This window comes from Thalassococcus sp. S3 (assembly GCF_004216475.1).
GTDB lineage: Bacteria > Pseudomonadota > Alphaproteobacteria > Rhodobacterales > Rhodobacteraceae.
The window spans coordinates 2283717-2308081 of the sequence record NZ_CP022303.1 but is presented as its reverse complement, the minus strand read 5'-3'; the positions used below and the strand labels follow the sequence as shown (position 1 = coordinate 2308081).

General features: G+C 60.2%; 25 protein-coding genes. 19 read left to right on the top strand and 6 right to left on the bottom strand.

The features are described 5' to 3' along the window. Positions 1-8 precede the first annotated feature (8 nt). The 5 genes from CFI11_RS11535 to CFI11_RS11515 are packed head-to-tail and all read right to left on the bottom strand — an operon-like array spanning position 9 to position 6818. Positions 9-1085: a hypothetical protein gene (locus tag CFI11_RS11535; RefSeq protein WP_130406067.1), complete on the bottom strand. Its 1077-nt coding sequence runs from the start codon at positions 1083-1085 to the stop codon at positions 9-11. Continuing rightward, entirely contained in the window at positions 1082-3943 is a 2862-nt protein-coding gene (locus tag CFI11_RS11530; protein WP_130406065.1) for a hypothetical protein, read from the bottom strand. The genes CFI11_RS11535 and CFI11_RS11530 overlap by 4 nt, the downstream gene beginning before the upstream one ends. 6 nt (positions 3944-3949) lie before the next feature. Next, positions 3950-5182 (bottom strand): Druantia anti-phage system protein DruA, encoded by a 1233-nt coding sequence (locus CFI11_RS11525; RefSeq protein WP_130406063.1) that lies wholly within the window; start codon positions 5180-5182, stop codon positions 3950-3952. A 41-nt stretch (positions 5183-5223) separates the two neighbouring features. Next, a complete protein-coding gene (locus CFI11_RS11520; RefSeq protein WP_130406061.1) occupies positions 5224-6453 on the bottom strand; it encodes a type II toxin-antitoxin system HipA family toxin in 1230 nt (409 codons plus the stop codon). After that, positions 6453-6818, bottom strand: coding sequence for a helix-turn-helix domain-containing protein (locus CFI11_RS11515; protein ID WP_217358768.1), 366 nt, complete (start codon positions 6816-6818; stop codon positions 6453-6455). The genes CFI11_RS11520 and CFI11_RS11515 overlap by 1 nt, the downstream gene beginning before the upstream one ends. A 681-nt stretch (positions 6819-7499) precedes the next feature. Between CFI11_RS11515 and CFI11_RS11510 the strand changes: the two genes are divergently transcribed. The 9 genes from CFI11_RS11510 to CFI11_RS11475 all read left to right on the top strand — a co-directional run bounded on the left by CFI11_RS11510 (position 7500) and on the right by CFI11_RS11475 (position 16806). Further along, positions 7500-8693, top strand: a complete 1194-nt coding sequence (locus tag CFI11_RS11510) for a DUF932 domain-containing protein (protein ID WP_130406057.1) — start codon at positions 7500-7502, stop codon at positions 8691-8693. Between the two features lie 130 nt (positions 8694-8823). After that, positions 8824-10872, top strand: coding sequence for a ParB/RepB/Spo0J family partition protein (locus tag CFI11_RS11505; protein WP_130406055.1), 2049 nt, complete (start codon positions 8824-8826; stop codon positions 10870-10872). Between the two features lie 207 nt (positions 10873-11079). Next, entirely contained in the window at positions 11080-12126 is a 1047-nt protein-coding gene (locus CFI11_RS11500; RefSeq protein WP_130406053.1) for a toprim domain-containing protein, read from the top strand. A gap of 312 nt (positions 12127-12438) precedes the next feature. Next, positions 12439-13365, top strand: a complete 927-nt coding sequence (locus CFI11_RS11495; RefSeq protein WP_130406051.1) for a DUF2493 domain-containing protein — start codon at positions 12439-12441, stop codon at positions 13363-13365. Beyond that, positions 13362-13511: a hypothetical protein gene (locus tag CFI11_RS24300; protein WP_165390244.1), complete on the top strand. Its 150-nt coding sequence runs from the start codon at positions 13362-13364 to the stop codon at positions 13509-13511. Before CFI11_RS11495 ends, CFI11_RS24300 begins: the two co-directional genes overlap by 4 nt. Continuing rightward, on the top strand, positions 13490-13960 hold the full coding sequence (locus CFI11_RS11490) for a hypothetical protein (protein ID WP_174843497.1): 471 nt from the start codon (positions 13490-13492) through the stop codon (positions 13958-13960). The genes CFI11_RS24300 and CFI11_RS11490 overlap by 22 nt, the downstream gene beginning before the upstream one ends. A 383-nt stretch (positions 13961-14343) precedes the next feature. Next, positions 14344-14847, top strand: a complete 504-nt coding sequence (locus CFI11_RS11485) for a GNAT family N-acetyltransferase (protein WP_254449076.1) — start codon at positions 14344-14346, stop codon at positions 14845-14847. 809 nt (positions 14848-15656) lie between these two features. Continuing rightward, on the top strand, positions 15657-15992 hold the full coding sequence (locus CFI11_RS11480; RefSeq protein ID WP_130406047.1) for a DUF736 domain-containing protein: 336 nt from the start codon (positions 15657-15659) through the stop codon (positions 15990-15992). A 172-nt stretch (positions 15993-16164) separates the two neighbouring features. Further along, positions 16165-16806, top strand: coding sequence for a hypothetical protein (locus CFI11_RS11475; protein WP_130406045.1), 642 nt, complete (start codon positions 16165-16167; stop codon positions 16804-16806). A gap of 57 nt (positions 16807-16863) precedes the next feature. On the opposite strand, the gene CFI11_RS11470 is transcribed toward CFI11_RS11475, so the two are convergent. Then, positions 16864-17082 carry a helix-turn-helix domain-containing protein gene (locus tag CFI11_RS11470; protein ID WP_130406043.1) on the bottom strand — a complete coding sequence of 73 codons (219 nt, stop codon included), beginning with the start codon at positions 17080-17082 and terminating at the stop codon, positions 16864-16866. A gap of 229 nt (positions 17083-17311) precedes the next feature. Between CFI11_RS11470 and CFI11_RS11465 the strand changes: the two genes are divergently transcribed. The 10 genes from CFI11_RS11465 to CFI11_RS11425 all read left to right on the top strand — a co-directional run bounded on the left by CFI11_RS11465 (position 17312) and on the right by CFI11_RS11425 (position 24357). Continuing rightward, on the top strand, positions 17312-17521 hold the full coding sequence (locus tag CFI11_RS11465; RefSeq protein WP_254449074.1) for a DUF2285 domain-containing protein: 210 nt from the start codon (positions 17312-17314) through the stop codon (positions 17519-17521). A gap of 14 nt (positions 17522-17535) precedes the next feature. Next, complete coding sequence (locus CFI11_RS24940) at positions 17536-17913, top strand: transcriptional regulator domain-containing protein (RefSeq protein ID WP_371687476.1); 378 nt, start codon at positions 17536-17538, stop codon at positions 17911-17913. Beyond that, positions 17870-18370 (top strand): DUF2285 domain-containing protein, encoded by a 501-nt coding sequence (locus CFI11_RS11460; RefSeq protein ID WP_217358767.1) that lies wholly within the window; start codon positions 17870-17872, stop codon positions 18368-18370. Before CFI11_RS24940 ends, CFI11_RS11460 begins: the two co-directional genes overlap by 44 nt. Before the next feature lie 52 nt (positions 18371-18422). Then, on the top strand, positions 18423-19340 hold the full coding sequence (locus CFI11_RS11455) for a hypothetical protein (protein WP_130406037.1): 918 nt from the start codon (positions 18423-18425) through the stop codon (positions 19338-19340). Between the two features lie 3 nt (positions 19341-19343). Continuing rightward, entirely contained in the window at positions 19344-20204 is an 861-nt protein-coding gene (locus CFI11_RS11450; protein ID WP_130406035.1) for a hypothetical protein, read from the top strand. 142 nt (positions 20205-20346) lie between these two features. Beyond that, a complete protein-coding gene (locus CFI11_RS11445) occupies positions 20347-20631 on the top strand; it encodes an AlpA family transcriptional regulator (protein ID WP_130406033.1) in 285 nt (94 codons plus the stop codon). Then, positions 20628-21092, top strand: coding sequence for a DUF2840 domain-containing protein (locus CFI11_RS11440; RefSeq protein ID WP_130406031.1), 465 nt, complete (start codon positions 20628-20630; stop codon positions 21090-21092). The genes CFI11_RS11445 and CFI11_RS11440 overlap by 4 nt, the downstream gene beginning before the upstream one ends. Beyond that, positions 21089-21601 carry a S26 family signal peptidase gene (locus CFI11_RS11435; protein WP_130406029.1) on the top strand — a complete coding sequence of 171 codons (513 nt, stop codon included), beginning with the start codon at positions 21089-21091 and terminating at the stop codon, positions 21599-21601. The genes CFI11_RS11440 and CFI11_RS11435 overlap by 4 nt, the downstream gene beginning before the upstream one ends. Positions 21602-21605: 4 nt before the next feature. Then, complete coding sequence (locus CFI11_RS11430; protein ID WP_130406027.1) at positions 21606-22355, top strand: lytic transglycosylase domain-containing protein; 750 nt, start codon at positions 21606-21608, stop codon at positions 22353-22355. 247 nt (positions 22356-22602) lie between these two features. Then, the gene (locus tag CFI11_RS11425; RefSeq protein WP_130406025.1) at positions 22603-24357 is read left to right on the top strand and encodes a DUF3363 domain-containing protein; all 1755 of its coding nucleotides are present in this window, start codon (positions 22603-22605) and stop codon (positions 24355-24357) included. Positions 24358-24365: the final 8 nt, after the last annotated feature.

The window sequence follows — 24365 nt, the reverse complement described above, 5'->3', positions numbered from 1 at the left end:
TTACAATCTTACGCGTCCGTTGGCACTAGCCACAAGTTTTCCTTAAGGTTTTTTTCTTCTTCAGCAGCCTCTGCCACGGGTATCTCATACGCGAACAAGCTGCGGCTGCGTGGACGTTCTTGACCGAAAACCATCAGCCGGCGCTGCGCCCAAAGTGGCAGCGGCGAAAAGAAATCGAAACGGATACCGGCCTCTGTGGCGCTGCGCCGGTATTGCTGCGGTTGTCCTGCAATGCAGTCGATCGCCATCTGTAAGTGCCATGCGGCATCGCATCCGCGCCAACGAAAGTGCTTGGGAGGCAAGTCGACGATCCGCTTCAACGTGCCATTAACGAGTTCTGCGAAGCTCCAGAGCGGCGCGCCGAACTCCTGCGGCCGGCGGGCGACGAATGTTCCGGTATGCTCACGCGGTGCGCCCCATCGGCCGCGATAGTAGGTCACCTTGGTGTCTCGATCGAGTATCTCAAGACCGGATACCGGACCGCATGTCGGCTGAGAGGCCAGTTGGTTTTCGAAACGTTGGATCAACTGTTCCGGGGCTTGTGCCTTGGGCGATCGGAGCCAAACGGCCTCGGACAATTGGTGCAGTCCGTGCGCGATCAACTGCTCGATCAGATCCTCACCGGACTCGGGTGCGATAAACTGCGTCACGTGGGAGCGGACCACCCGCCGCGCCAGGTGTTCCGGCAGGAAGACGTCCTGATCGGGAGTGATTCCGGTCAAGAAGATGCTTCCCGTACGGCGAACCACAAAAGATGGCGGCGCCGCAAATACCCAGGTTCCCCTTACGTCCGGGTCATCCGTTGCGACATCGGATAGCTCCAGCAAGTCACCCGCGACGATCATGGCCTCGATCAGATCGTCCAGCCGATCAGCGAGTGTGCCGAGGTCTGACTGCAAATACGCAAGGCTTTCCGTGAGGGCGGCACGAAGCGCGGCCCTTGAACATGGGCAGTGTATCCCTGCTGCACGCCGCAGGAGACCTGCCAACAGAATGTCGTCAAGCTCAGAAGGCTCGATCCCCATGCCAAGCGACGTACGGCAGTAGCCCAAAACCTCATCTGGAGTGAGTTCAGTGACCGTCATTCCCACCTCGGCAGCAATTCTACGGGTCGATTATCCGCGCAGGCGTGGCTGAGCGCGACAAACCTGGCGCCGCGCAGCAAAAGAGGCTTCGCCATTATAAGTTTGAGAAGGCCCGGCAGCCTGTCCCGGTAAAGGCGGGGCACCTCGTGCGGGCGGCTAGCTATGTCGACGGCCAGCACACAAAGCGCTTGGTCGGAGCAAACGCCATAGCGTGCGGCCAACTCCGCAAACCAGTCTGTGATCACCTTTCTTCCACCCTCGATACTTTGTGCATCGCGGCGCAGAACGGATGGAAACCCGCCCCTGTGATCAAGCAAAGAATGCAGATGATCGAAACCCTTTACCCGATCGCTGCCTCGCATGAGAGCGGCCTCCGCTCGGCCCCAGTCCCGACCGGCCAAGGCTCCGTATAGGCGAGTAGTCAGACCAACCACGACCTGGCTCCGCCGCGCGTTGGCAAGGAAGCCTGCAAGTCGGGCTGACTTCCAGTAGCGCAATATCCTCATATTCTTGATGATCGATTTGGGGCTGTCGGCAATTCGGGGGTAGTAAGGCTGGACGCCCAAGCCTTCCAAACCGCCACCAGACAGCCCTGTGCTGACGATGACCACGTCTCGGAACTTGCCGTGTTGGACGACAAACAGCCCGCCCGGCGACTGAACATCAAACCCCGCCAAAGCTAGTCCAGCATCGAGACGCTCGATCTTGGTCGGCGTTTCCAAGCTGAAAAAGCGGCATTTTGGTTTCGCGTCTTTTTGCCCCGTATCGTCTACAAGCCGAAGCGCAACGCCTTCGCCTTGATGGCGCAAGACCCAGCGGACCGGCAGTGCGTCGTGGTCGAACCGGACGACGAACCGCCCAAGTTCCTGTCCCTCAATCGCGAGAAGGCCGGAAGCGGCTTCAAGGTATCGCCACTCCGCGTGTTGCTGCCGCAGGAATTCCTGGAACCGCCTTTCCCAAATGTCCGGAAGAATCGGCAGGTCGATTGGTGGGCAGACCTGGGCACTGTAAATCTCCTCGCCTTTGGCATCCTCAAGGCTCACACGCGGGGTAACCTGATGACCTTCGGGACCGAAAACCGTTAGGTCCAACTCATTCTCCCAAAACACGTCTAGCGTAGCGTCATGCGGATCGCTGGTAACCGCCAGACCTACATGCGAGGTTGTTCCGGGCATCCATGGTTCAGGTTCTCGTATTCTGAGTTCCAGATACCCCTCATGCGAGGGTGGTGCACCGAGTGCATCCAGAGCCGCACTGCGGTGCGCCTTGACGTTGAGGCGATGTGTGCCCGCCGCCAATTGCGGCAGTTGAATGAAAGTTGGCCCTCCCGGTTCTCCGGCCGAAAAGGTTACGGCCGCATCATCGTTGAGCGTGACACGGTAGGCATCCACGGGATGATCGGGAGCGATTCCGAAACATGGCTTTTCGGTCGTCAGCCATTCGCTTCGCCCTTCTCCATCCCAGTTCCGACCGGGCAGACCGGCAGGCCAGACACGGATGGTTCTTGCAAGTTCTAGATTTCGTATCCGTAGCCATTGAATGTATGCGGCGGACACATCGGAAGGCACCGAAATTCGAATAGCGCAGATATTGCTGCATTCGATGGCACAACCTGTCATGCCATCTTGCAGATCTTCGAACTTATCGAGCGACGCCAGGATATAGTCATAACCGGGTCGCACGAGGCGGCTGGCAATTTCGCGGGCGTTGCCGTCGGCGCCAATGCGGAAGAGCCAGATCGGACCCGGGCTCATTCGGCATTCGCTCTCAAGAAGATGGTCAACGACACCGTTCGAGGACTCAAAGCTGACCAACGGCCTCGAAGGATCAGGCCAAGCCTTGAGAACCGCACGGCGATTGCCAGAGAGGACCCAACTCGCCGGCCGTCTGACATCATCGCCATTCAACTTCGAGCGGGTCTGCCGAAGAAACTGCTGAATACCCGGATTGAGAGCGGCAATTGACTTGAAATTGGGGACGTCGATCACGAGCGTCCAACGCCCGTTGCCGGCATATCGCAGCCGCAAATCGGGCCGAATATCAGGCCTGGCTTCCTGCAGCCGACGCTCGACTATATCTCGGCCGCCGGCGGAGGTTCGAGGCGCGGTGCCCCGACCAATGCCCTTGAAGCGGTCAGCCACAACGCGACTTGCCTCTCTGAGCCAACCGCGGGCGTGTCGCATCTGCTCAAGATCGGCAACGATTCGATCGAGCGTAGCGGGCAGAAGTGGCTCTTCGCCTTCACGTGGATCCTGGTGCAGAAGCGCGAGGACGATACGGCCGACCAGTTCCTCTTGCTGGAGAAACTGCTCGAAACGAGTCGATGCGTAGTAGACATTACTCGCGATCAAACGGCCAATTACCGCCGGTTCGATCGTCGTCAGTCGTGCAAGCGTGAACCGCAGATCATACAATGTCCGGGCAAATTGCTGCTGCAAATAGCGGGGTAAAACGGCATGGGTAATTGGCCAGGCGATTATGCTGAAATGCGACGCCCATGGTCCCGAAGGAACTACGCCATTGTAGGTTGACTGGAATTTCGAGAACCAAGCCGTAACCCGGTACCGATCTCGGGAATCCCAACCAGGTGTGACATCCTCGAAAGACTGCCAATATTCACCACCTTCGTAGGTATATCCCCTCTCTGCCGAATAGATTGTCCAGAGTAACCAGTGTGGTGCCAGTCTCAGTCCGGTGTTCAAGCGTCCCCGTAGTTGCTTGGCAATCTCTTCCAAGTCACCATCATCCAGACCGTGCTCCAGAGCGAAAATAGGAAAGCCAGACACTGCGCGACGCTCTGCAAGCGCGGAAAAATGCCGCTCCATTCGCTTCTGCCATTCATCCAAAGGCACAGCCATGACCAACTACGACCCTGAGGCCGCGTCCTTGAACAGATCAGAGCTTTTTAGCTGGTTGCGGAGCATGCGAGTTTGATTTCCGAAGAGATCGACGAGGTCGCTCGAATTCCATTCTTTGAACTCAGGCTTGCGCGCGGCCCGAGGCACCATCCACCGCTCGAGAGCCAACTCGGAAACTTCCTTGGCGGTGAGTAGGTCTCCGACGTCCGGCTTCCCCTTCCCGGTGCGCAACAACTTCGCTGTGTTTTTGGCAAGCTCACAAAGAAAGACCTCCCGCTGAATTCCGTGTCGCAGCATATCTTCTTTGAAACCGAGCGCCGAAAGTGCTGCCCTTGTGGTTCGCAAACGCCAGTTAGGTCCTTGGCCAAACCGGTGCTGGTCTGCATAGGTATGATCAATATCGCGAAGGTAATCGCGCAATTCTACAAACAGCCGATCCGGTATGTGAAAATGCCCCCATCCACCCGTATAGCCAATCGATTTCAGATACTGCTGCCCCCCCAGCTTGAGGCGGTTGTAGACCGATGACCGTCCCATAGAAGACGATGTAGTAATAGCGAGCAGTCGCGCCTTTTTCGCCTCTTTCGATATTATTCCGGTGGACCCACCATAGGCCTCTCTAAAGTCATCATAGAGATCCCGGCTCCTGAGCAAGCAGGCTACAAGTTTACCTCCTAGGAGCGCGTTGTAGGGAGGGATGGCTCCAAGAACATAGGCATCCATGATATTAACGAGGCGAGCACTTCTGTCATGTGTATCCCATTCAATCAGCCTATCCCTCACAGCAAGGTTGAAGACCGGGTCTCCAATGGCAATAAGGCCCATCAGCTTGCCATTGCTTTCGTCCCAGACGAGATAACGCAGGCGCCTGCCGAAGCCATTTGAAACCGGTACGGACCATGTCAGTGACGCGAGGCGAAATAGATCGCCTTGCCAAGTCCCCGCCGACACGCGCTCGAGCACTGGTGAAATTCTAGTGACATCAATTTCTCTGCCAGATGCAAAGTGTCCCAACAGCTTCTCGGCCTTGGTGGCAATGAACTCACGGTTGGCCCGAAGTCGCTCCTCCCGTTGGGCACGATGAAGCGTGCGTACAATGCCCTTTCCTGATCCCTGAATTTGGAGTGCGCCCTCATCAGACTTCTCGAAACCCAAGGCTCGCAGATGTCGCCGCAGTTTTCGCTTAAGATTAGCCTCGCGTGTCGCGATATTTATTATGTTTCTATTGCCGTCGCTCATACAAATAAAAACCTGACCCCATTTATTATCATTTAATTGACCTATACGGCGAGTTGCAACGCCACTTCAGTCTCCGCGTGCTCGAACGCTTCAGAGTAAAGGCGTATCTCGTCACCTGATGACCCTTCGTCGCGAAGCGCTTCTTTCCATCTTGCCGCAAGTGTTTTCGCCATGTTTGCTGCTTCGCACCAAGCATCCTCCAACTTCACATCGAAAAACTCGCTTGCTTCAAGCGCAATCGCCATCGACGCATCGAATGATCCGCCTTGGATGATCCCGGTTTCCAGAACACGATGGCGGGAGGGGGATGGGTTGATGTCGAACGCCGGTGACAGCCGCCACCGATCATTCCCGGCATAGATGAACCCGTGGTTTTTCAGGTGATCGTCCTTGTTCGACACCAGGATGGTGAAGACGATCCGTCGCCAGAGTTCATGCAGATCCTCGACCGGCTTGCTCGAAATCTGGCGGATCACCTCAGCGATGTCGGTGTAGAACCCACCTTCCTCGCCTTGCCAGTCCAGCGCGGTACGCGCGGAGATATAGGGAATGCGCGTGTCGCCGCGGCGGTCGAACCGGCGGATCAGCGCAATCGGACTGTCGCTGTCGCGCAGCTCCAGCCGGGCATCGGCCACGCGCAGACCACACATGCGCGCCAGTCTCAATGTCGCCACTTCGGCGCGCTCGACCGCCTTGGTGTCCTGAGCCGAGGTGAACTTAGCGATCCAGAGATGCCCATCGCCTTCGACGTTTGCTTTGGGTCGCGCACCACCCAGCGATCCGGCAACACCCGCAAGATCACGCGCTTCCTCCTCCGCCCCGCCCGGATCTTGTTCAAAGCGCTGCGCCAGCGTTCGCAGGCGCTCAAGCTCCACCAGCCTGGGGATCGGCGGTGTCAGATCGGAGAGCGGCTCCATGTTCTCGCCGAGGAACCGCAGCGCTCCCTGGCGCGTGCGGTCATCTGAGAGAACGAGAAAGTCGAACTCGCTGAGACCGCCGCCCAAGGCTTTGGTCATCAGCGCGCGTCCCCAGGAATCCGGCGCCGCATCAGCAAAGCATCCTGGCAGCGCCGAGCGCTTGTCATCCTTCCCGGATGAAAAGTGGCTGCCCTCTCGCAGCGGCAGTCCCGGCGCGAGCGCAAAGCAATCCTCGGCGGCGAGCCAGGCCTCATCGTACTCGAACTGCGAATGCTGACGGCGCCCGTCGCTTTCAAAGCGCAGGCGTCCGACAATCCGTTTTCCTTCGCCAAGCGCGACAATGGCCTCGGGCATCAGAAACCGACCCCTTCCTCGTCATCCCCATCGGCAATCGGATCAGCCTTGTCCTGACCGCTGCTCGGCGACCTCGGCTTGCGCTTGCGATCGATCCGCTTTGGCAGGCTTTCCCGGTCGAGTAGCAATCCCGTGTCATCCGTGCCCGCGTCGAGGAACTCGGAGATGCGGTCGATTTCGCCAAGGACAAGGCATGCCATGGCGAGCGTGCCGATGCTCACGCCGTCATCGCCTTTCTCAAGGCGAGCCACGGTGCTTTCGGACACGCCGATCCGTTCCGCAAAGCCCTTCACGGAAATTCGCCGCTTCAGCCGCGCCGTCTTGATATTTGCGCCCAGAGCCTCCAGGGCTCGGCGCGCGCTCACAGAATTCACTTTAACCGCCATATCTGACGTCCAAAATACATTTAACCGTCAAATATGACTGATAGAGCAAAATGAATTGTAAAGCAACCTCATGCTATGGGGATGACCGAAGGCCAGGCAATGTCCGAAATATGTAGCATGCTTCGGACACGTCTTGCCAGGCATTGCGCAGGGGTGCGCAAAACCAGAGGTTCGCTGCTGTCGACCATGGACCATGCCCCCGCATGAGGGGCAAGTGCCGAAGATCTGCAACTGCAAATCATATTCCCAAGTCCGCGCCTAGCGCGGACATCGCAACACGATTCTGCAAGACCACGTGTGAGACCACGCATCCGCCTCCGACCGCCTGAAAGTCTACCTCCGACCGATTGAAAGCCTGAACCTCGCCGATCAGGGAACTGCAGATACCAATCCTCCCACTTCACGACCTGAAGCTGGAGGTTTTGTATCGCCGAGAAGCGCAGGTGGGCGTCGCCCTGCGGGCCGGGCTGTCGGGAGAGCGGAAGCCCTGATGGGTCTTCCCCCTTTCGGGCGTCCATCCCTGACGCGGGCAATATGGTCCTTGGTCGATCACACTGAGATGTTGAACGGCAAGGAAGAGTGAGAGGCCTGCGGCTGTCGCCGTGACGGGTTTGGAGGTCGAGAGAGAGGCTCTCGGACCGCCCGTCATGGAGATCAGCCATGACAGCGATTGAAATCATGAACGGCCGCCCCGAGAGCGGCGGCTACAAGGTGGATGTGTCCCGCGGCGGGCACAATGGGCGGGTATCGTCCGAATGGTTTTCCCGGCCCGACGATGAGAAGTTCCTCTCGCTCTCGGAGCTCTACGCCTCGGTGAAGGGCCGCGCTGCGCGAAGCAGGACGCGGACGCTCGAGAGCGCGGCGATCCGCGTGGAGGCCCATCGCGACGATCCGGAAAAGCTCGCGCTCGTCCTGCCGGAGGCCGAGACGCCGGTCGCGCCGACCCATTGGAGCTTCGGACAGCTTGCAAGCCTCGTCGGCGCGCCTGCGGCCTATCTGCGCCAGCTCCCGGCGCCGCTGGCGGGGATCAATTTGCAGTACGGTCTGACCAACCACCGCGCCGAGCAGGTGAAGACAATGGAGGTTGCGAACGGCCGCACCAAGCTGCGCGCCGTCACCGGCCCGGACTATGGCCGTATCTACGACCACGAACTCGTCTCGGCGGTCCAGCGCATCGCGGGCGACGGCGTCGGCGATACACGCTGGAAGGTCCCGGGCGTGCTCGACTGGTCGACGGGCATCTACAATCCGATGGTCGACGTCACGAAGGACACGACCACGCTCTACGCCTCGGATCGCGATGTCTTCCTCTTCCTCGTCGACGATTTGAACCCGATCGAGGCGGGCACATTGCCCGACGGCTCGCCCGATCTCTTCTTCCGCGGCTTCTACTGCTGGAACTCGGAGGTCGGTGCCAAGACGCTCGGTATAGCCAGCTTCTATCTCCGCGCCGTCTGCCAGAACCGCAATCTCTGGGGCGTCGAGGACTTCCAGGAGATCAGCATCCGGCATTCCAAATACGCCGCCAACCGCTTCGCGCACGAGGCGGCTCCGGCACTGGCCAACTTCGCCGACTCCTCACCGCAGCCCTTCATCCAGGGCATCCGCTCCGCGCGCGAACGGATCGTCGCGCGCAATAACGAGGACCGCACCGACTTCCTGCGCAAGCGCGGCTTCTCGAAGGCGGAGACTGGTAGGATCGTGGAGACGGTCCTCGCCGAGGAAGGACGCCCGCCCGAGAGCGTCTTCGACTTCGTACAGGGCATCACAGCCGTCGCCCGGTCCAAGCCGCAGCAGGATGCGCGCCTCACCATGGAAACCCGTGCGAAGAAACTGCTGGAGGCCGCCGCCTAGGCGCTCCCGTTCCGCCTCAATCATCCGCCCACGGTCCATCGCTTCCTGAGAGGAAGAGGTGGGCCGGGATTTTCGTGACGGGTCTGGAGGTCAGAGAGAGTCTCATGACCGCCCGTCGCGGAGAAATCCCATGACAAAGTCCAAGAAAATCACCCTCAGCGCCTCGCGCGACATCCCTTTCAACAAGCTGGTTCTGAGCCAGTCCAACGTCCGCAAGGTCAAGGCCGGCGTCTCGATCGAAGAGCTGGCCGAGGATATCGCGCGGCGTACGCTCCTGTCGTCGATCACGGTGCGCCCCGTCCTCGACGACGACGGCGCGGAAACCGGCATGTTCGAGATCCCAGCCGGCGGGCGCCGTTACCGCGCGCTCGAACTGCTCGTGCAGCAGCGTCGCCTCAACAAGACCGCGCCCGTGCCCTGCATCGTGCGCACCGAGGGCCTCGCTGAGGAAGACAGCCTCGCCGAGAACATCCAGCGCGCGCCGCTGCATCCGCTCGACCAGTTTCGCGCATTCCAGGCGATGCGCGAGAAGGGCAAGTCGGAAGAAGAGATTGCCGCGGCCTTCTTCGTCTCGGCGGGTGTCGTCAAGCAGCGCCTCAAGCTGGCCGCCGTCTCGGCGACACTGCTGGAGGCCTATGCGGACGAAGAGATGACCCTCGACCAGCTCATGGCCTTCACGGTCAATCCCGACCATGAGCGCCAGGAACAAGTCTGGGACGCACTCAAGCAGTACTACAACAAGCAACCCTACGAAATCCGCCGCATGCTGACGGAAGGCGCCGTGCGCGCTTCCGACCGGCGGGCGCAGTTCGTGGGTCTCGACAACTATGTTGAGGCGGGTGGCGAGGTGCTGCGCGACCTCTTTCAGATCGACGATGGCGGCTGGTTGCAGGACGCGGCGCTGCTGGAAACCATGGTCACCGAGAAGCTGAACGAGGAAGCCGAGGCGATCCACGCCGAAGGGTGGCATTGGATCGAGGTCGCGACCGACTTTCCTTATGGCCACACCTACGATCTGCGGCGCATTCGGGGCGAGGCCGAGCCGATGAGCGAAAAGGAAGAGAAGACCTACGAGGCGCTCAAGGCCGAGTACGACAAGCTCGAAGTCGACTATGCCGAGGCGGATGAACTCCCCGAGGAAGTCGACGAGCGGCTCGGCGAGATCGAGACGGCGATGGAAGCGCTCCAGAACCGCCCGATCCGGTTCGAGGCGGAGGACTATGCCATCGCGGGCGCGTTCGTCAGCATCGACGGATCCGGCGGTCTGCGCGTCGAGCGCGGCTATGTCCGGCCTGAAGACGAACCGGCAGTTGAGGCTGAGGACAGTCCCGACGGCGAGACGGTCGATCCCGACACGGACGAGGCGGTCGCTGACACTTCCGATCCGGTGACGGATCAGGATGAGGACGAGGATGACGACGGTACCAAGCCGCTGTCTGATCGCCTCGTCTGCGAACTGACCGCCCATCGCACCATGGCGCTGCGCGATGCGCTATCCAACGATCCGCAGTTGGCCATGCTCGCCTGCCTGCACGCGATGGTCCTGCAACTCTTCTACCATTACGGCCAGGACAGCTGTGTCGAGATCAGTCCGCGCTCCACGCAATTCGGCTCGCAAGCGCCGAACCTCGGCAACGCTGCCTATGTCCAGTCGATCGATCTCGCGATCGAGACCTGGGCGGGCAGTCTCCCGAAGCAGCCGGAAGATCTGTGGGGCGCGCTGACCGAATGGGACAGCGACAGCCGCGACGCGCTCTTCGCCCATTGCGTGGCGATGACGGTCAACGCCGTACAGGAGCCGCATCATCGCAAGCCGCGCCAGATCGCACATGCCGATGTCCTCGCATCGACACTCGGTCTGGACATGGTGAAGGCGGGCTGGACGCCGACGGCGGATAGCTATCTCGGCCGCGTGACCAAGGCGCAGATCCTCGCCGCAGTGCACGAAGCGAAGGGCGACAAGGACGCGGACCGCATCGCCGGGTTCAAGAAGCCCGACATGGTCGAGGCGGCGGAAGAACTGATGGCGGGCACGGGCTGGCTCCCGCAACCGCTGCGCACGGCCCCGCTGGTGGAAGAGCCCGACGCGCCGGAGTTCGAGATCGTCGATGACGGCGATGTCACGCACGACGAGCAGCCAGTCAAAGACGAAGAAGCTACACTTCAGGCAGCCGAGTGATCGCATAAAGGCAGGCGTTCGGCGGCGCGCGGTCGATGGTTCGACGCAACCGATTGGAGGATGATCGAACTGTCGCCAAAGCCGCCTTCGCCCACTTTCGAGCAGTTGGCGACCACCAACCGAGGGAGACGCTCCCCCAACTCCCTCGCCCTGGGGCCTGTCGGACGCGGCAGGCCCTTTTTTCTGCGCCTCAATCGGGAGAGAAACATGGATAGCCCCGCCACAGACCTATCGCAGAAACTCAGCCGCGAGGCCGAGGCTGTGTGCCGCCAATACCTTTCTAACGGTAGAAAACATGGCCACTACTGGGTTGTCGGCGACGTCGACAACACTCCTGGCCGCAGCCTCTATGTCCGGCTCACCGGGCCGACCCGCGGCAAGGGCGCGGCCGGCAAATGGACCGATGCGGCCACAGGCGAGCATGGCGATCTGCTCGACCTCATAGCGGCCAATCTTAATCTCTCGACGCTCCGCGACACGCTCGATGAGGCGCGGCGGTTTCTAAGCCTTCCGCGTCCTGAGCCACCCGCGACACAGCGGCAAGACCAGGCTCCACAAGGATCATCCGAAGCGGCCCGACGTCTCTGGGCGATGGGCCAACCGATCGCGGGCACGTTGGCGGAGCGCTATCTCTCCGCACGCGGATTGACAAACCTTCGAAGCGTGAGCGCGTTAAGGTTTCACCCGAACTGCTACTATCGGCGAGAAGACGCGGACGCCAATGACCCGCCCGACGCCTGGCCCGCCTTACTCGCGAAAGTCACCGACACTGCTGGAACGCTGACCGGCGTTCATCGGACCTGGCTTGATCCGCAGACAGCCGAAAAGGCTCCGCTCGATCCCAACCGTAAGGCGATGGGCAACCTGCTGGGTCATGCGGTCAGGATGGGACAGCAATCTGACATCCTCGCTGTCGGCGAAGGCTTGGAGACGATGCTCTCGCTCAGGCTGGCACTTGCCGGTCTGCCGATTGCGGCGGCGCTGTCCGGCAATCATCTCGCGGCGTTCGATCCACCCACCGATCTTCGCCGGCTCTATGTTGCCATCGACAATGACGACACTGGTCAGGCGGCCTTTGACGCACTGACCGACCGCTTTGCGGACAGCGAGCTTCACCTTCTGCCGTTGCGACCGATGCTGGACGACTTTAACGGCGATCTCCGGAACTGCGACATCCACGAGATGCGCAGCCATTTGCGTCCCCAGCTCTCACCGGTCGATGTTCCGACCTTGCTGGCGGTCGAGACCGGCTGAAGTCGAGAGCCGGTCTCGGCAGCTGGACAGGCGGAATGAACCTCGCGCCACGGAGCCGCGCCTGACGGCCTTCCCGAGAGGGGCGAGCCGGAGCGGAACCCGCCCGGTCCGGCAATGGCTGCGGCGGCACCGTTTTCCGCCGCCGAGGACAAGCCTCGGCTTTGCATCGCGATCCAAAACGGCGTCGCCTCCGCCATCCTCCGCTGACGCTTCGGTCCCTCTGATGAGGGATGCAGGCCCGTTCGCGTCCCGCTTTCCGTCGCCCATGAAGGCCGCGCGAGGCGCGGTCAGCGACAAGGAGGCATAACGCCCATGACCCAGCACGAGCCCGACACCCAGTCCGCCACAGCGCTCGTCCTCGACGAATTGCAACTCTTCGGACATCGAGCCTTCGCCGACGAACCCGATCCGCGGCCACTGCCAGACGCCGGTACCGTCGAAGGCGCTATCGCCGACATCTTCGACACGCTTGTCGTCGTCCTCGGCGACACGCGGCTCGAACCCGATTTGGAAGATTTGCTCTGGTCGACCACCAATGTCTTCCACCGCATGGCGACCCGCGTAGACCGCAAGCTCGACGACAACGAACAGGCGCAGCGGCGCTCGCAACGCAGCCAGGACGGCTCCGAAGTCCGCTCGGTCGAACTGGAACGCCTCATCGCCGAAGGGCTCACCCTCACCGAACAGCGCAACGCTTACGATGGCATGCGCGACCTCGCCGCCGAACATTTCGAGGCGCATCTCGGTCAGACTTGGCATCCGCGTTCCGGCAGCCACGTCAATCGCAAGCACATGACCGCCGCCATGATCGACAGCCGCGACTATCTCGACGCCAAGCGCAAGACCGAACTTGAACCGCTGATCCCGACCGGCACTAAGATCGCCTTCACCGGCGGGCAGGACGTGAACGATACCGGGGCCATCTGGGCCGCCCTCGACAAGGTGCGCGCCAAGCACGACGACATGGTGCTCCTGCATGGCGGTTCTCCGAAGGGTGCCGAACGCATCGCGGCCTGCTGGGCCGACAATCGCAAATGCCAGCAAATCGTCTTCAAGCCGGACTGGACCCGTCACGGCAAGGCCGCACCGTTCAAGCGCAACGATCTACTCCTGGAGGCGCTACCGATCGGCCTGATCGTCTTCCCCGGTTCGGGCATCACTGACAATCTCGCCGACAAGGCCAAGGTGCTCGGCATCCCGCTCTACGATTTCCGCAGCGCCAAAGGCGGGTCGTCATGACCCGTGATGCCCAAAAAGCATCGCGTTACGCCGAACGAGAATATTCCGTGAACACCGCCGACATGCTATGCTTCATCGGCGCCGTGGCGGTGGTGGAGGCGCAGCCCATAAGAGGAGACCGCCCATGTTCGTATCAGCCTTCCTGAGTGTCATCGGCCTCGGCTTCCTTGTCTGGGTGCTGTTCGCATTGGCCGTCTACGCGCTACCCGCATTCGTCGGCATGAGCGTCGGCATGTATGTCTATGACACCGAAGCGGGCGTGATTGCGGCATTGGTTGCTGGCATGTTTGCAGCCGTTTTCAGTTATCTCATCGGTCAGATCGTCTTCGCCAAGGTCCAGTCCGTCCTGATCCGCCTCGCCGTCGGCGCGCTCTTCGCAGCGCCTGCTGGCGTCGCCGGATTTTCAGCAATCAAGGGCTTGTCGCAGATCGGGGGCGCTTCCGAAGGCTGGACGCTGGCCTTCGCCATCATCGGCGGAATCGTCACTGCCGGAACCGCCTGGGTGCGGATCGCAAGCCTCGCCGGCCCCATCGGCGAGGATGAAGTGCAACACACAGATGCCATGCAGGCGAATTCGTTCGCGAACGATAGTTGAAGGGACGAAGCGATCTTCGCCACTGCGCCTATCTATGTCACCTATGGGGTAGGGAGCGGACTGTCCGCTCTTTGGCCGCGACTTGCGATCAGCGGACTTTCCCAAATCGGCCCAATTGTTGACAAGGCCGCACTTGCTAGACGAGTTTCTAACGGCGCATGGATTGATGCTTGCAAAGTTTCAAAGTTTCAGTAGCTTGAGATCGTTCGCTCGAAATAGCGAACGAAGGAGTTTGTATGTTCACGATTGTAGGAAACCGCTAGCTCCCAACAAAGGGCTAGCCGTTAAATTTGGCGTGGTCTCTGCACTGCAGATCGACCGCGTTTTCTCCTATGGCCTGAACTCACTCAAAGTTTTGAATTTGTGTGATGGGTCAAAGCCCCATGCCTCAAGCGCTCGCTTGGCCGGTGTGTTTTGAAAGACTCACGATGAAAATACGACAAACCAAATCTGAAGATCTACCAGCCCTTAAACTCGTACTGGATGGCACTCAGCTTTTTCCAAGCGAGATGCTGCCCGATATGATCCATGGCTTTCTGTCCGACAAAGACAGCAAGGACATCTGGCTAACGTGTGAAAAAGACGGAACGCCTATCGGGTTTACCTACACTGTACCCGAACAACTGACAGTCGGCACATGGAACATGCTTTCAATTGCCGTCTTGCCTTCGGAGCAAGGCAGCGGTGTAGGCGGTGAGATCGTGAAAGCTCTTGAAGATCAGCTGCGACAGCTCGGCCATCGCATATTGATTGTTGATACATCAGGCACAGACGATTTCGCACTTACCCGCGAATTCTACCGTAAGAACGGTTATCAACAAGAAGCATGCATTCGCGACTTCTGGGATGCTGGCGATGACAAAATCGTGTTCAGAAAAGCCCTGTAGCTCAAGCTAATTGGTGGCCCTGCCGAAGCTGGCGGGGCCTCCACTTCTGGTTGAAGTCCATTTTATGCTTGGAGCCAGAACTCCAGCTTACGTAGTCGCTTCGCCCTGAATTGGACTGTCGGCAACGGCCCGTTCAAGTCATGCGCTTAGCATCCGCCATTGTGTCAAAAGCGGTCGGTGGGTGAAGATCATATGCAGCATTCACTCGCCATGCTGGCGCGCCCGTTCGCCAACGGTCGCTGAGACCTCGCGGCCTACGACAATGCAGCATCAAGGTCTGGAGTGAAGCGGGTTAAAGCTCGAATACGAGCCTTCGGCATGGCAAGTTTGATCTAATTCGAGAGCCTGAATCGAGCGCAGCGCATATTGGACGCTCACAAGACTCGTCGGTAGGAAGCATTCCCGCGTTGCCGGTAGTGCTTGGCGATGGCCCGCTCGCCGCCGTTCTGCACGCCAGAGCCTGTCTTTCTCCGACCGACATTGCCGATGGATTGCCCGGTCCGAGGGTGGCGGTCATTTCTCATCCCATGCCCTCGTCACCCGCGTCCGTCACGGCCTCTCAATGGGCTGATCTGACCGGGATCGGCTGACGCCTCGACCGTCTCAGCCGCAACACCGGGTTCGGACTTTCCTCCCCTGGGCTTTGCCCATTCCTCGCGGGACGACCCTGACGGGTCCAAGAAAGTCCGCCCCCGGCGTCCTTCGCTGGCGCTGCGGGCCAAGGGCTGCGTCGACGGATCGTCCCGGTCCTGACGATCGCCATCGAGACCGCGACGGGCGCGGGATCGAAAGCCAATAGGAGAAATGACATGGCCACCATCGGAACCTTCAAGAAGACCGGCAACGAATACGTCGGAGAAATCGTCACCCTCAACGTGCAGGCGCAGAATGTCCGCATCGTCCCCGAAGACAGCACCTCCGGCGAGAACGCTCCCTCCCACCGGGTCTTCGTCGGCCGCGCCGAAATCGGCGCCGCCTGGCCCAAGACCTCGAACGAGCAGCGCGACTATCTGAGCCTCAAGCTGGACGATCCGAGCTTCACCCAGCCGATTTACGCCAACCTCTTCGATGACACCGTCGTCGAAGGCGGCGAGGAGACCTTCAGCCTTATCTGGTCCCGGGCACGCCGCAAGAACGGCGACTGAGGATCGCGACCTCAGCCCCGCCCGAGAGACCGGGCGGGGCTTTTTCGTGCGCTACCGCGGATCACGGTTCAGAGCTGAAAGCAGGCTCCGCCTCTCAAGCAACAACCTCCTCTATTTTCAGCTGCGTACCTATGGGCTAATCTCTATCTCGCACATCGTTAGGAGCGCCGAGTTGGCCAATTCTTCGTGGCTGAAAAAATACACAAAATTGGAGCACTTGAAGGGGATACTTCAGGAGCGGCAATTGTATTTAGGAGATCCCAGCGACTGGGAAGACCAAAATGATAGCGAAGTCATTCGACTCAGCTCCAAAAACTTTGGCGGTTTCAATTTGAGGGCCACTTGTCTTACCGAAGCAGTGGATCGGTATCATTTCTGGCATGTCTTCGGTGAGCGAGAGCATGGCGTGTGTCTATGGTTTGAGAAAGACAGCCTTCTGAACGACTTACAGAATGATCCATCTCTTGTTGCGGACATTGTTCAATATCGGAACGCCGAGGACCTGAGGCGGCTTGAACCAAAGTCGATTCCTTTTACGAAGAGAGTTCAATATAGCGACGAGCGAGAGTTCCGTATTGTCAGAGTTGAACAGGCTCAGAACACTGTGCCTGAAAAACTTGCATTTTCCGCCCGCAGTCTCAGACGAATTTACCTGAACCCATGGTTATCATTGGCAGATGCAAAGCGCAAAAAGACCGAAATCTCGAGCTGGCTAAGAAAGGATTTAGGACACATCGATGTCTATCAGAACCGGTCACTCAAGCAAAAAGCATGGATCGATGCCGCGGCGATCGCTGTTAACTCAAGGCAATAAAAACCAGCGTCCGGAATGTTCGAATATTTGTCAAAAACTTCGGCTTTGGTCACAGATTTAGCTCGATCCGATCTCTTTTAGAAGCACCGCAGGCTCTACGTCGAGCGCCTGCGCAACGTGCCAGAGCGTGACGATGGTGACGTTCTGCTGCCCGCGCTCCATGGCGCTAACATGCGCTCGGTCGATGCCCATCTTCACCGCGAGCGCGGCCTGGCTCATGTTCGCTTGGGTCCGGTAATGCTTGAGATTGTTACCAAATGTGTGACGGATATCCATCCGCCGACACAGCCCTATCGCGTATTATAGTGCGACGCGCTATAATACGCGGGCGTGCTTCTTCAAGCATCGCCCGGCAGCAGAAAAACGAGCGTTCAACTGTCGGATGCTTGCCAGCTAGGCCGCGAATAAGGCATTAACCATTGATGCGTCGGGACGCGTTGGGGGGACACAAATGACAGGAAAGCCTGCCGCACACTTTGCCGATACTCCCCCGGAGAATGACTTCGTGACCGACTATGACCGGCAGCATTTGAAGCTCTACGCGCGTCTTCTCGACGCCGAAGCAGACGACGCGCCGCTTGCCGACATCGTCAAGATCCTGTTCGGAATCGATGCTGACGCTGAACCGGAGCGCGCGCACAAATTGCATGCCGGACATCTCGGGCGCGCCCATTGGATGGCCGAGAACGGCTATCGCAACCTCATCGCCGGCTGACCAAGGCACACCCGATGTGCGATGCGTTTCACGCATCGCCCTATGCCCATGATCCCCCTACGCATTCCCGCAAAACGGGAGAATACTTCCGGGTTACCGGTCGCTATCACGCGCCGGACCATCGTGGGAGCGCAATCATGCCTGGTAATTGGCGCAATGAATCCGACTACGATTATTTCGACAATCTCGATCTTGGCGGCCTCGCCTGGGAATGCCTGAGGCGCAACGCACGCTATCGGGCGGCATATCCGGCCATGTCGAGACGCAGCGCGCTGACATGGGGGTTGCGATTTCCCTGTCGATCCGGAGTGCGACGCGACTGCGGCGAACGTGCTCTGGACACCGGCCGTGGCCCCCGCCGTCGCGACCATCATCGCCGAGCCGCCGTCTGAAGCGCGCACGGACAGCGCCGTTCTGCGAAGTGCATCTGCCATTTCGGATAGTTCAAGCCGGGAGGGATGGCAGGTCCTGGTTGGCGGTATCGTCGCGGTCTCGACAGCCTCCGAAGACACCGATCACGCCATCGCAATCGTCATCCCGCTCGACGATGACTGGCACGTCCGGCTCAAAGCCGCGCACCGCTTGCGCGATGTTCTGATCGGTAGGCGACCCAAACAGAGGCTGACCAGACAGCGACGCGCGCGCATCGCGCATGCGCTTCGGACCGACGACGCTCGACGATGCGATGCCACTCTACGCGACATTGCAACCGTATACTTCGGACAGGATCGGATCGAAGCCGAGCCGTGGAAGACAAGCGCGCTGAAGGCGCAGACCGCGCGTCTGGCCAAGTACGGCAGGAGTCTTGTCAAACATCGGTACAGAGAGCTGCTTGGAGGACGCACCTGATATCTGCGGGAACTCAGTGGTTCACCGGCTTTCGAACATGTAAAGTCGCACCATGACAAAGCTTTCGGTCCACTTCGGGTTCTATCCCAATGCGCTCGACATCCACGCAGGCGACGTGACAATCCAGTCTCTTCCTGACGGCGGATCGAGCGCGGCCGAATTGCTTGAGGGTCCGGATATCGAGAAAGACTGGATCTATGCACCGCCTCAAGAAACGCGGGATATTATGACGGGCGCAGTGCGGGCTAAACCCTATTCTGCGCGCGTGTTCGGTCTGCCGAAGACGCACAGCATCACACATAACAATGCTGATAACGAAGATCATTTGATCTTCCATCTCTGGAGCCTGTCCTTCTTCACCGGTTTGCGCTTGACTGCCACGGAGGCCGGATTTCTCGATGCCACGCCACTGAAACCAGGCGCGTTGAATGACTTTGTTTTGATGGGTGATAGCCTCAAGCAGAGCGTTGAATTGGCCGAGAGGTTCTGGATCGACAGCCGGTTAGTGCCGCCACAGACCCGCCGGTTTGCCGCCGCAGTGCACGCACTCTTCCTAGCTCAATACCCGCCTGCACTTCAGTTCGAACGCTTCCTCTATCTCTATACGGCACTCGATGCCTGCTATGCGATCTCGGCCGAAATGCAGCCGCCTGCCAGGAGACCAACACATACGCAGCGTGCAGCCTGGCTCTGCCAACGCTTTGGAATGGACGTGCCCACTTGGGCTGATCCCGCCGTTTCTAGCGGCACCCAAGTCGCAGACATTCGCAACAATGCCGTCCACGAAGCGCTCTACATGGGCGAGCCACTCGGGTTTGCCCTGCATGGCGTTGGCACCAGCCAGAACCTCACACTCGAATTCGAAGCCCTTATTTGCCGCTTCCTCGTCGCACTAATCGGCGGCACAACCGCAGAATACGTCCGCACTCCGGTTAACACTCGGCAACGCCAAGGGCTAAGGCTCGTCTGACGCATGACGAACGGCACATCCCCCACTTACGAGCACCGTCTTATCCTGTTTCTGGATTTTCTCGGCTTCCGTGAAGTCGTCGAGGAGACTACGGATGACCGCGAGGCGCTCGTCCGGTTGATCTCAGCTTTGAACGCCATCGGTCGAATCGACGAAGATGCGGTCGCAGAGAGCCGGCAGGTGACACAATTCTCGGACTCCGTCGTCTTCTCTTACCGCGTAGATGAGATGTCTGGCGTGTTCTGGCTGCTGGACGCAATGGCAATGACGATCATCGAGCTCGCAAGTCGAGGGTATCTTTTGCGCGGTGCCGTCACAGTTGGGGACCTCTATCATGACGACCGCCATGTTGTGGGGCCTGCGATGGTCCGCGCTTACGAGATGGAATCTCGCGAAGCGATCGTGCCGCGTGTCATCATCGATCCGGAAGTCATTTCAGTAGCGCGTGAGCATCGGAGCGAGATGCATACGCCAGACGACGAAGAAGGCTATGTGCGCAGTTTCATCCTCGACGATGACGATGGTGAGCACTATTTCGATTATGTCTCGTGGCGATCTGTTGTTGAAGTCGTGGGTGCGGAAGACGAATCCTATGGCGCATATCTTTCACGGATCGGGCAGATCGTCAGCAACGGGCTGCAACATTCGGATCCGCGTGTCCTGCGCAAATACCTTTGGTTGTATCGCCACTACAACGACGCAATCGAGCTATTCGAGACACTTCCGAACGATCATCCTTATCGAGCGCAGAGCCCCGAGAATTGCGAATTGATTGCATCTCTGCCGCGTCTCGAGCACCTCTCGGCGGCAGCCGCTGAGATGGTACGATCTACGGAAACTTCGCAACCACAACAGCTACCGTAGGCTAGATCTTCACCTCGAAATGAGGGTGACGATTTCTCGCCGAAATCTTCGTCATCCCTCCCGGGCGCTCTTCTCCGCTTCTCTGGCCATCAGCCGTCCTTCGCATCCCGCGACGGACCCGCGATGACCAGAGGAGCCCCCGATGCCCGATCCCAATGCCGGCCTGCCGCCGCGCTATCTCAGAACCCCCGAAGCCGCCCGTTTTCTCGGCCTGTCTGGCCGAACGCTGGAGAAACACCGCACCTACGGGACCGGTCCGAAGTATTCCAAGATCGGCGGGCGTGTCGTCTACGCGGTCGAAGATCTGCAAGCCTGGGTCGGCCGTGGTGAGAAACGCTCGACCTCCGACGACACGGGCGACACCGTCCTTCCCGCCAAACGCCATGCCGCGATTTCACCCGCCTATAGCGGCGAGAAGCGCTCATGAGCGGGCGCACAACCATTGAGCTGACGTGGATTGAAGGCCGGATCGAACGCTGGCTGCGCTTCGGTCAGATCGTTCAGGAGACGATTCGGAGCCGCTCGGTTCGCGTCGTCGGCGTCGATCCTGGCAGCATCTTCGCCTTCGTCCGCTGGGCCGCGAACGACTACGGCACGGTAGAGAGCCGGATCGATATCCTGCAAGCGGTCCGCGCCGACGAGCGCTATTCCACGGTACCGTTCGTGACGCCCGGCGGGGTGTCTCTGTTGCGGCTTTCCAGCTGGCCCAAGGTCGAAGCTGTGCTGCTCTCAATCGACCAGATTGAGGCGGAAGACATTGCGCCGGAAGAGGTCTGCCCGGACCACTGGCGGCACGTTCATAACCGCCTCAGCTGCAACCTCGAGCCGCGCCGCTACACGCCGTTTCGGCATGAGGCCTGGCTCAAACGTCGGGTGCTGGCGGCATGAAACGCGCGCGCCCGTCGCTCATCATCAGCAGCACCGGTATCGCCTTGATCGCGCTATCCGCGATCATTCGCGCCAACCCGATCCTCGTCTGGAACGCGTCAGGCAGCGTGCCCATCGGCTTCTACGCCGTGCAGCCGCTCGACAAGCCGAACATTGGCGATCTGGTCGTTCTCGAACCGCCATCCCCGCTCGGCGACTGGCTCCTGGAGCACGGCTATCTCGGCGCCAATGTCCCGCTCATCAAGCATGTCGCCGCGCTCCCCGGACAGCGTGTCTGCCGCATCGGCGTCACGGTCAGCATCGACGGCACCACCGTCGCGATCGCGAAAGAGCGCGACCGCTTCGACCGCCCGCTGCCGGTCTGGCAGGGCTGTCATCAACTTACCGACGATCAGATCTTCTTCCTCAATCCAGACACGGAAGGAAGTCTCGACGGACGGTATTTCGGGCCGCTGCCGCGCGACACGATCATTGGCCGTGCCGTCCCGATCTGGACGCGGGAGGGCTGAGCGGATGGCCTTCCTCCTTGCTTCCGGCCGTCGTCTCATCGCCACTTCCGGGATCCTGATCGCGCTTTCCGGTTGCGCCAATCCCCCCGCCGCTGACGCACAGGATACGGTCTCGCGCTCCGCGGAGACCGTCGCGCCGATATCTGATATCGACGCTTACACTGCCGAAGCGGCGCAACGCTTCCGCATCCCCGAGCGCTGGATACGCGCCGTCATGCGGGCCGAAAGTGCGGGCAATTCGCGCGCCGTCAGCAGCGCCGGTGCGATGGGCCTCATGCAAATCATGCCCGGCACCTGGGCCGAGCTTCGCGCGGCCCATGGGTTCGGATCGGACCCGTTCGACCGCCGCGAGAACATCCTCGCGGGCACGGCCTATCTGCGCCAGATGTACGACCAGTTCGGCACGCCGGGGTTCTTGGCTGCCTATAATGCCGGACCCGGACGGTATGCCGAGCACCTGCGAACCGGGCGCACCTTGCCGCGAGAAACCCGTCGCTACGTTGCTGCGCTTTCGCAGGAACTCGGATTTTCGGGTGCACCCCCGTTGCAGTCCATCCACACGGTTTCCGCAGATCGATGGCAAGCTGCCCCGCTCTTTGCGCCCGTCACAGCTTCGCGTGAAGGGCAACGCAGAACCGAACCAAACCGCACGTCAGTCGATGTTCAGACCGCAGAAGAACTGACCCAGCCAGGTTCACAGAACAGCCAGCCGAACGCGCTTTTCGTCTCCGGAACCGGGGAGCCAGATCGATGAAGGCACCGATCTGGCTCCGCCCCGTTCCGTCGTGCTGCTTCGTACGAATTGCGGCAGACGAAGGATTGCAGCCAACATCAACGACGGGAGGGCAAGATAAAAGGCCGGACGCGCAGGGGCGCTACGGCGTTGTTGTTGTTGGGGTTTTTGCGTGCTGCGCACTTGGTCACAGTGCTGCATGTACAGCTATCTTCCTGATTATACGCGGCTTTCACCGTGCCATGCCTGATTTTGGGGCGGCTCGAGCATGAGCCAGCGCGATAACGACATTCGCATCAAGCCGGGGCGTATCCGCGACAAGGGGCCGTCGGCCAAGCGCGCGAAGAGCTTCGTCGGACAGGTCATGCGCGCCGCGAGGAAGGCGGGGCATACCGGCAATCATTTCAGGACGAGCGGCGGTCGTGCCGGCCAGTCGACGTTTGGACGTGGACGCTTCGTGCGAGCCACAAGAGGCCTCGCGCGAACGCAGCGCCGGGTTGTGGTGAATGCGCGGATCGTCAGACATCGCGGTCAGAAGTTCCGGTCCGCACCGCTCGCCAAGCACCTCGACTATCTGAAGCGCGAGGGCGTCACCAAGGACGGCCGAGATGCCGCGATGTTCGACAGGGAGCACGACCAGGCCGACGATCGCGCCTTCGCCGCGAGCACCGAAGACGATCGTCATCATTTCCGCTTCATCGTCTCGCCGGAAGACGCCGGACAGATGGAGGATCTGCGCGCCTTCACGCGCGACCTCATGGCCAAGGCCGAGCGCGATCTCGGCACCGAACTCGATTGGGTCGCGGTCGATCATTGGAACACCGACAATCCGCATATTCATGTGATGGTGCGCGGCAAGGCCGATGACGGGAAAGACCTCGTGATCTCGCGCGACTACATTAGCCGCGGTTTGCGGGGTCGCGCAGAGGAACTCGTCGAGCTCGAACTCGGACCACGCAGCGAGAAGGAAATCGCCGCCGGTCTCGATGTTGAAGTGAAGGCCGAGCGCTGGACTGGCCTGGACCGGGCGCTGCGGTCCTATGCGGACGACACACTCGGGATTGCGGATATGCGGCCCGGCGCACCCGATCTCGACGACAAAGACCTCAAGCGCCGGATGATCGGTCGGGCTCAGACGTTGGAACGGTTCGGGCTGGCCGAAAAACTCGCACCATCTGTGTGGCAGTTAAAATCAGGTATGGAAGACACGCTGCGCGAGATGGCCGTGCGCGGCGACATCATCAAGACGATGCACCGGGCGATGGACACCCAAGCGCGGGCGCAAACCGACTTCGCCATTGAGGGACAACCGGACAATCCAATCCTCGGTAAGCTCGTCGATCGCGGATTGCACAACGAACTCTCCGGCGAGGCTTACGCGATCATTGATGGTGTCGATGGCCGCATTCATCACCTGCGCTTCCGCGATCTCGATCTGACAAGCGACACGCCCGTCGGCGGGATCGTCGAGACGCGAAGCTGGGCCGGGAAGGATGGAAGATCGCGACGCCTCGCGCTGGTCGGGCGGTCGGACGTTGCGCTGGAAAAGCAGGTCGATGCCGATGGTGCCACATGGGCCGACCGGTTGGCGCTCGCCAAGACCCGCGCGCCGCTTTCAAACAACGGATTCGGCGCAGAGGTCCGAGACGTACTCGAACGACGCGCCGAGCATCTGGTCAGCCAGGGCCTCGCGACGCGACAAGGTCAGCGCATCACCTTCGCTCGTGATCTTCTTAAGACACTGCGCCAGCGCGATCTCGACGGAGCAGCGAGCAAGATCGCCAAAAGCACCGGCCTGCCATTTCGAGAGTCCAATGAAGGCGAAACGTTAGCGGGCACGTACCGCCACCGCCTCGATCTCGCGTCGGGTCGCTTCGCCATGATTGATGACGGGATGGGCTTCGAGCTCGTCCCCTGGAAACCGCAGCTCGAAAAGCATCTCGGCCAGACCGTCTCGGGAACGGTCACGGCAGGCGGAGGCATCGACTGGTCGCTCGGCCGCAAGCGCGGCCTGTCGATCTGAGCACCGGA